Here is a 7,896-nt window from a genome sequence, read left to right as displayed (position 1 = left end):
GGCCGGCGGCGAGCCTGCGGAGGCGGGCGGCCGTCCGAGCCGCACACCCACCCTCGACGAGCACGGACGCGACCTCACGCAGGAGGCGCGTGCCGGCCGGCTCGACGTCGTCGTCGGCCGGGGCGGGGAGGTGGAGCAGACCGTCGAGATCCTCTCCCGGCGCACCAGGAACAACCCCGTCCTCGTCGGTGAGCCGGGTGTCGGGAAGACGGCGATCGTCGAGTGCCTCGCGCAGCGGATCGTCTCCGACGACGTCCCCCGGACGCTCAAGGACACGCGCGTCGTCGCCCTCGACCTCGCAGGACTCGTCGCCGGCTCGAAGTACCGGGGAGAGTCGGAGGAGCGCCTGAAGAACGTCATCGACGAGGTGCAGGGCGACGCCGAGTCGACGGTCCTCTTCGTCGACGAACTCCGTACCGTCGTCGGGACGGGCTCGGAGGCGGACGGCTCGACGGACGCCGGCAACATCCTCGAACCGGCCCTCGCACGCGGCGAGTTGCACGTGGTCGGCGCCACGACGACGGACGGGTGGCGCACGCACGTCGAGCAGGACGAGGCGCTGGAGCGCCGGTTCCAGCCGGTGCTCGTCCCCGAGCCGTCCGTCGAGGAGACCGTGCAGGTCCTGGAGGGTCTCCGCGACTCCTACGAGGCCCGTCACCAAGTGCGTTTCGGCGACGCCGCGCTGCGTGCCGCGGCGGAGCTCTCCGAGCGGTACGTCCCCAACCGCTTCCTGCCGGACAAGGCGATCGACCTGATGGACACGGCGGGCGCCGGGGTCAGGCTGCGGGCGAGGGGCCGCTCCACCGAAGTGGTCGGCAGGGAGGACGGGTTGGCGAAGCTGCGCCGGGAGAAGGACGAGGCGGCGGCGGCCGAGGACTTCGCGCGCGCGGGCACGCTCCAGGAGCGGATCGCCGAGGTCGAGGGGGAGCTCGCGGGTGTCGAGGAGCGCAGGGAGGGCGTGATGTCGGTGGAGCCCGCCGACGTCGCCGACGTGCTGTCGCGGCGCACCGGCGTCCCCGTCGCGCAGCTCGCCGAGAGCGAGCAGGAGCGGCTGCTGAAGCTGGAGCGGGGGCTCCGCGACCGCGTCGTCGGCCAGGAGGAGGCGGTCACCGCCGTCTCCGAGGCGGTGCGCCGCAACCGGGCGGGGGCGGGCGACCCGGACCGCCCGCTCGGTTCCTTCCTCTTCCTCGGTCCGACGGGCGTGGGGAAGACCGAACTCGCCAAGGGGCTCGCCGAGTTGCTCTTCGCGGACGGGAGCGGACTCGTCCGCTTCGACATGGGCGAGTTCCAGGAGAAGTACACGGTCGCGCGCCTCGTCGGCGCCCCGCCCGGCCACGTCGGACACGAGGGAGCCGGGCAGCTCACGGAGAAGGTCCGCGGGCAGCCGCACGGCGTCGTCCTCTTCGACGAGGTGGAGAAGGCACACCCCGACGTCTTCGACACCCTCCGCCAGGTGCTCGACGGCCGCCTCACCGATGCGCAGGGCCGCACCGTCGACTTCCGCCGCACCGTCGTCGTCGTGACGAGCAACCTCGGCTCCCAGCTCCTCCTCGCCCACCACGACGAGACCGGGGACCGGCTCTTCGAGGAACTCGACTCCCGCTTCCCGTCCGAGTTCCTCAACCGGGTCGACGAGACGGTGGTCTTCCGCGCGCTCGACGAGGAGGACCTCGCCTGCATCGTCGACCGGATGCTCGAGCTGAGCCGCAGGCGGCTCCGGGCCCAGGAGATCGTGCTGGAGGTGACCGACGCGGCGAAGCGCACGCTCGTCGCCCACGGCCACCGGCCGGAGTCCGGAGCCCGCCCGCTCCGCCGCGCCGTCCGGACCGAGCTCGACAACCGCGTCGCCTCGATGCTCCTCGCGGACGAGGCGGTCGCCGGCGACACCGTCGTCGTCGACGCGGAGGACGGCGAACTCACCCTCTCCGCCGGCCGGCCACGGCTTTCGGCGGGAGCGGTGCGTGAGAAGGGCGACCGCCGCACCGCCCGACAGGCGCCCGACACCCCGGGAAAGGCAGGAAGATGAAGGCTCTCCAGTACCCCAGCATCGGAGCCGCGCCCACCGTGGTCACCGTCCCCGATCCCCGACCCGGCCCGGGCCAGGTGCTGTTGAAGGTGCTCGCCGCCGGCGCCTGCCACTCCGACATCGCCGTGATGAGCTTCACCGAGGACCAGTTGGGGTTCCCGCTGCCGCTCACCCTCGGGCACGAGGGCGTCGGCCGGGTCGAGGCGCTCGGCGAAGGCGCCACGGGGCTGAGCGTCGGGGAACACGTCGCCGTCTACGGGCCCTGGGGGTGCGGCGTCTGCCGTATGTGCGCGCAGGGACGCGAAAACTACTGCCTGCGCGCGCGGGAGTTGAACATCTTCCCGCCCGGTCTCGGTGCGCCGGGGGCGATGGCCGAACTCCTCGTCGTCGACGACGCGCGGCACTGCGTCCCGATCGGCGACCTCGATCCGGTGACGACGGCCCCGCTCACCGACGCGGGACTCACCCCGTACCACGCGATCAAGCTCTCGCTCGACAAGCTCGTCGCCGGAAGCACCACGGTGGTCATCGGCTCCGGCGGCCTGGGACACGTCGGCATCCAGCTGCTCCGCGCGATGACGGCGACGCGGGTGGTCGCGCTCGACGTCGCGGAGAAGAAGCTCGACCTCGCCCTGTCCGTCGGCGCGCACGAGGCGCTCCTCTCCGACGAGGACGCCGCGGGGAAGATCATGGAACTCACGCGCGGCGAAGGCGCCGAGGTCGTGCTCGACTTCGTCGGCGCTCCGCCCACCACCGCGCTCGCCGGCCGGTGCGTCGGCATCGCGGGCGACGTGACCGTGGTGGGCATCGGGGGCGGCGTCCTCTCCGTCGGTTTCGGCACGCTGCCGTACGAGACGACCGTGCGGTCGCCGTACTGGGGCAGCCGCGCCGAACTCGCCGAGGTCCTGGAGTTCGCCCGCCAGGGGACCCTCAGCATCCACGTGGAGCGGTACTCCCTCGACGAGGCGCCCCACGCCTACCAGCGACTCCACGACGGCGAGGTGCAGGGCCGCGCCGTCGTGGTGCCCTAGCCGCACAGCGGCTCCCCGCACGCCCCCAACGCGTCGCTCTCCCTGGCGCGTTGGGGGTCCGGCTCGGCGGCTCCGCCGCTAGCCCCTTTCAGCGGCTCCGCCGCTCGTCCCCTCAGCGGCTCCGCCGCCGAAAAACGACCCCGCTGAGCGCCACCGAGCAGACGAGTATCCCGAAGCACCAGGCGAGCGTCCGCCACACGGCGCCGCCCGCCGGCTCCCCGAGCAGCAGCGCGCGCACGCTCTCGATGAGCGGCGTCGCCGGCTGGTGCTCCGCGAACCCGCGCAGCCACCCCGGCATCGTCTCGATCGGCACGAAGCCGCTCGACGGGTAGGGGAGGAAGAGCAGGAAGAACCCGAACCCGCCCGCCCCTTCGGGCGACTTGGCGACGAGGCCGACGCAGGCGGCGAGCCAGGAGAGCGCCACGATCCAGGCGAGCAGCAGCCCCGCGGCCGCGAGCCAGCCGAGCGGGCTCCCCGCAGCCCGGAAGCCCATCAGCGCCGCGGCGCCCACGACCGCCAGCACGGCCACCGCGTTGCGCGCCGCGCTCGCCGCGACGTGCCCGCCGAGGAAGGGCACAGCGCCGACGTCCATCGACCGGAAGCGGTCCACGACGCCCTGCGCCATGTCGAAGGTGACGCTCTGCGCGGTCATCGAAGCTCCGTACCCCGCGCAGAGCACGAGGACCGCGGGGGTGACGTAAGCGACGTATTCGGTACCGGTGTCGATCGCCCCGCCGAAGAGGTGGACGAAGACGACCATCAGCAGCACCGGCATGAGCAGCGAGACGAGCACCGCGTCCGGGTTGCGGGTGCTGATCCTGGTGGAGCGTGCCGTGAGGGCTGCAGTGTCGGCGAGGAGTCCGCCGCGCCGGGGTGCGAGCTCAGACACGGGCGTGCTCCTCCGCTGCGCGACCGCCCGCGGCCGGCGGGGCGCCGCCGGTGAGGCTCAGGAAGACGTCGTCGAGGGTGGCGGTGCGCACGGCGAACCTGGCCACCTCGGTGCGCTGCGGGTCCAACTCGTCGAGCAGTCCGCGGACTTGCGGCCCGCTCCCGTCGGTCGGCACCGCCAGGGTGAGGGCGCCCGGGTCCGTCTCCCGGGCGCGTTCTCCCAGGCGGAGCAGCGCGTCGGCGTAGGCGTCCGGGCCGCGCAGCGTCAACTCCAGCCGGGCGCCGCCGACTCGGGCCTTCAGCTCCTCCGGCGTCCCGGACGCCGCTATGCGGCCCCCGTCGAGCAGTGCGACACGGTCGGCGAGCCGGTCGGCCTCCTCCAGGTACTGGGTGGTGAGGAAGACGGTCACGGGATGCTGCGGGTCCTGCGCCAGCGTCTCCACGAGCTCCCACAGGTCCCGGCGGCTGCGCGGGTCGAGCCCCGTCGTCGGCTCGTCGAGGAAGACGACCTCGGGCCGCGTCACGAGCCCGGCCGCCAGGTCGAGGCGGCGCCGCATGCCGCCCGAATACGTCGCCACGCGGCGGCCACCCGCTTCGGCGAGCCCGAACTCCTCCAGCAGCTCGGCCGCCCGGCGCCGTGCAGCCCGTCCGCGGTAGCCGCGCAGCCGCGCGACGGTGCGCAGGTTCTCCTCGCCGGTCTGCGCCTCGTCGACGGCCGCGTACTGTCCCGTCAGGCTGATCAGCCGCCGTACCGCGGTGCGTCGGGCGCGGACGTCGAGCCCGGCGACGCGGGCGCGGCCGGAGTCGGCCGCGGAGAGCGTGGCGAGGATGCGGACGGTCGTCGTCTTCCCTGCGCCGTTCGGTCCCAGCAGCGCGAAGACGCTGCCGCGCGGCACTGCGAGGTCGACTCCGCCGAGCACCTCGCCCGCGCCGAAACTGCGGTGCAGCCCCTCGGCCTCCACCGCCAACTGTTGCGTGTGCATGCGGTTCCCTTCTGCGCCCCCGTTACCGCGTAGGGCGCACACGTCATTGCGTATGCCTTACGCATTACCGCGTATGCTATACACATCGCTGGCTGTTCCGTCCAGCGAAGGGAGCGAAGTGATGCAGGACCAGGGGGAGTTGCCCAGCGGCGTGGCGGCCGCCTGGGGGCTGCGGCCCCGCAGGCCCAAGGGCCCGGTGCCGGGGCTGAGCGTCGAGCGGATCGTGGCGGCCGCCGTCGCTGTCGCGGACGCCGAGGGGCTCGCCGCCGTCTCCATGGGACGCGTCGCCAAGGAGGTCGGCGCGTCGACCATGGCCCTCTACCGCTACGTCGCCGCCAAGCAGGACCTGTACCTGCTCATGCACGACGCGGCCGCCGGGCCCCCGCCCGAGGAGCCGGCGAGCGGTGGGTGGCGCGAGAAGCTGGAGGCGTGGGCCTGGGGCCTCCGCGAGGTCGCGGTCCGCCGCCCGTGGACCCTGCGCATCCCCGTCGAGTCCCCTCCGCTCGGCCCCAACGGCGTCGCATGGATGGAACAGGGTCTCCGCCGCCTCGGCGGCACACCGCTCGGCCAGGGGGAGCGGCTCGCTGTCCTCACCGTCCTCGACGCCTACGTACGGGGCCAGGTGCGCGTCATGGCGGACATCGCGGCGGCAGCCGGCCGCCCCGGCGAATCCGCTGGACAGGGCGCCGACAGCAGCATGATGGGCTGGTACACCGACATGCTCCGCCGCGTCACCGACGCCGAACGCTTCCCCGCACTCACCGCCCTCCTCCGCTCCGGCGAGCTGGAGCAGCCGGCCGGCACCCCGGACGAAGCCGGTCCCCAGGACGACGCGGCGGCCGACTTCGCCCACGGCGTCGGTCTCCTCCTCGACGGTGTCGAGCGCGCCGTCGCGCGGGCCTCCGCCGAAGACTGAGGGGCCCGCGTGGGCGGTCCGGCGCGAAGTGTGCGTGAATGGCGGGGAAAGCCGATCACCGTAAGCACCATGAGGTTCCCATCGTGACCAGCGTTCCCGCCCTCACGCTCAACAACGGCACGAAGATGCCGCAGCTCGGCTTCGGCGTCTACCAGGTGCCGGACGACGAGGCCGCCACCGCGGTCGGCAAGGCCCTCGAACTCGGCTACCGCAGCATCGACACCGCTGCGCTCTACGGCAACGAGGAGGGCACGGGCCGCGCCGTCGCCGCCTCCGGCATCCCCCGCGAGGAGCTCTTCGTCACCACCAAGCTGTGGAACACCGACCAGGGCTACGACACGGCGCTCCGCGCCTTCGACACCTCGCTCGCCAACCTCGGCCTCGACTACGTCGACCTCTACCTGATCCACTGGCCGGCGCCCGCGATCGACGCGTACGTCGAGACCTGGCGCGCCTTCGAGGAGATCCTGCGGCAGGGCCGCGCCAAGGCGATCGGCGTCTCCAACTTCCAGATCCAGCACCTCAGGCGGCTCCTCGAGGAGACCGACACCGTCCCCGCCGTCAACCAGATCGAGCTGCACCCGCGGCTCCAGCAGGGCGCGCTGCGCGCCTTCCACGCCGAGCACGGCATCGCCACCGAGGCGTGGTCGCCGCTCGGGCGGAACAACGGCGTCCTCGACGACCCGCTGGTGCACCGCATCGCGGAGTCGCACGGCAAGACCCCGGCGCAGACGGTGCTCCGCTGGCAGATCGAGCTCGGCAACGTGGCGATCCCCAAGTCGGTGACGCCCTCCAGGATGGCCGAGAACCTCGACGTCCTCGACTTCCGGCTGGACGACTCGGAGGTGCAGGCACTCACCGCGCTGGAGACGGGCGAGCGCGTCGGACCCGACCCGGACACCCTCAACTGACGCCGCCGGGCGGGCGGCCCGCCGCGTGCGCGCCGCCCGCCGACGCGGTTGACTGGCCCCGTGGAGTGCCCCTTCTGCGAGATCGTCGCCGGCCGCGCCGAGGCCCACCTGGTCCAGCGCGACGCGGACGCCGTCGCCTTCCTCGACCGTCGTCCCCTCTTCCCCGGACACACGCTCGTCGTGCCGCCCGTACACGTCGAGACGCTCACCGACCTCCCGGCGAGCGCGCTCCCCGGCTACTTCGCGCGGGTGCAGGCGGTCGCAGGCGCCGTCCAGCGGGGGACGGGCTCCGCGGGTTCGTTCGTCGCGGCGAACAACCGCGTCAGCCAGTCCGTTCCGCACCTGCACTTCCACATCGTCCCGCGCAACCCCAAGGACGGCCTCCGCGGCTTCTTCTGGCCGCGCTCCCGCTATCCCGACGAGGCAGCGGCAGCCGAGACGGCCCGCCGCATCCGGGACGAACTCCCCTGAGCCGGCGGCGCGTTGCCGACCGGGTCACCTCAGCAGCGCCCGTACGCTCGCCACCGTGTCGGCGTCCTCGGCGCGCTTGTCCTCCCGGTACCGCAGCACCCTCGCGAACCGCAGCGTCACGCCCGCCGGGTAGCGGGTCGAGCGCTGCACCCCGTCGAAGGCGATCTCCACGACGAGTTCGGGCCGCACCCGCATCCCCCACCGGTGCTCCTCGACGGCCGACGCCTGCAACCGCTCCGTCTGCCAGGCGAGGAGCGCGTCGGTCAGCCCCTTGAAGGTCTTGCCGAGCATCACGAACGAACCGTCCTCGGCCAAGGCGCCCAGATGCAGGTTGGAGAGGGTGCCGGAGCGCCTGCCGTGCCCCCACTCGGCGCCCAGCACCACCAGGTCGAGCGTGTGCACCGGCTTCGCCTTCAGCCAGGAGGCGCCGCGCCGGCCCGCCGAGTACGTCGAGTCGAGCGCCTTGACGACGACGCCCTCGTGGCCGCGCTCCAGCACGTCGTCGGCGAACTCCCTCGCCCGCGCGGCCGCTTCGGGGGCGTCGGGCAGCTCCAGCCGCCGGACCCGGAGATGCTCCGGCACCACGCCGGCGAGTGCGCGGTGGCGCTCCGCGGCGGGCAGGTCGATCAGCTCCCGGTCGTCGAGCGCGAGTACGTCGAAGAAGACCGGC

Annotated in this window: 8 protein-coding genes; 5 read left to right on the top strand and 3 right to left on the bottom strand. The window is 73.4% G+C overall.

Annotated elements, in window-relative coordinates:
* Together UWG_RS30065 and UWG_RS0114175 are read left to right on the top strand one after the other, a co-directional pair.
* A partial coding sequence (locus UWG_RS30065) for an ATP-dependent Clp protease ATP-binding subunit (RefSeq protein ID WP_016907882.1) occupies positions 1-2,026 on the top strand: 2,026 nt, incomplete at its 5' end.
* The gene (locus UWG_RS0114175; protein WP_016907881.1) at positions 2,023-3,057 is read left to right on the top strand and encodes an NAD(P)-dependent alcohol dehydrogenase; all 1,035 of its coding nucleotides are present in this window, start codon (positions 2,023-2,025) and stop codon (positions 3,055-3,057) included. The genes UWG_RS30065 and UWG_RS0114175, both read left to right, overlap by 4 nt.
* 112 nt (positions 3,058-3,169) lie before the next feature.
* Here the strand turns inward: UWG_RS0114175 and UWG_RS0114170 are convergent, their stop codons facing one another.
* Both UWG_RS0114170 and UWG_RS0114165 read right to left on the bottom strand, forming a co-directional pair.
* Entirely contained in the window at positions 3,170-3,946 is a 777-nt protein-coding gene (locus UWG_RS0114170) for an ABC transporter permease (protein ID WP_016907880.1), read from the bottom strand.
* Positions 3,939-4,928: an ATP-binding cassette domain-containing protein gene (locus UWG_RS0114165; RefSeq protein ID WP_016907879.1), complete on the bottom strand. Its 990-nt coding sequence runs from the start codon at positions 4,926-4,928 to the stop codon at positions 3,939-3,941. The genes UWG_RS0114170 and UWG_RS0114165 overlap by 8 nt, the downstream gene beginning before the upstream one ends.
* Before the next feature lie 121 nt (positions 4,929-5,049).
* Here UWG_RS0114165 and UWG_RS0114160 point away from each other — a divergent pair, with 121 nt between their 5' ends.
* The 3 genes from UWG_RS0114160 to UWG_RS0114150 all read left to right on the top strand — a co-directional run bounded on the left by UWG_RS0114160 (position 5,050) and on the right by UWG_RS0114150 (position 7,226).
* Positions 5,050-5,844, top strand: a complete 795-nt coding sequence (locus tag UWG_RS0114160) for a TetR/AcrR family transcriptional regulator C-terminal domain-containing protein (protein ID WP_016907878.1) — start codon at positions 5,050-5,052, stop codon at positions 5,842-5,844.
* A gap of 83 nt (positions 5,845-5,927) precedes the next feature.
* Entirely contained in the window at positions 5,928-6,755 is an 828-nt protein-coding gene (locus UWG_RS0114155; protein WP_016907877.1) for an aldo/keto reductase, read from the top strand.
* A 60-nt stretch (positions 6,756-6,815) separates the two neighbouring features.
* Positions 6,816-7,226 (top strand): HIT family protein, encoded by a 411-nt coding sequence (locus UWG_RS0114150; protein ID WP_016907876.1) that lies wholly within the window; start codon positions 6,816-6,818, stop codon positions 7,224-7,226.
* 24 nt (positions 7,227-7,250) lie between these two features.
* Here the strand turns inward: UWG_RS0114150 and UWG_RS0114145 are convergent.
* Positions 7,251-7,896: ATP-dependent DNA ligase (locus UWG_RS0114145; RefSeq protein ID WP_016907875.1), on the bottom strand; the 646-nt coding region annotated here is incomplete at its 5' end.

The sequence above is a fragment of the Streptomyces xiaopingdaonensis genome (genome assembly GCF_000262345.1).
In the GTDB taxonomy this organism is placed as follows: Bacteria; Actinomycetota; Actinomycetes; order Streptomycetales; family Streptomycetaceae; genus Streptomyces; species Streptomyces xiaopingdaonensis.
This window is presented reverse-complemented; position numbering and strand designations above follow the sequence as displayed.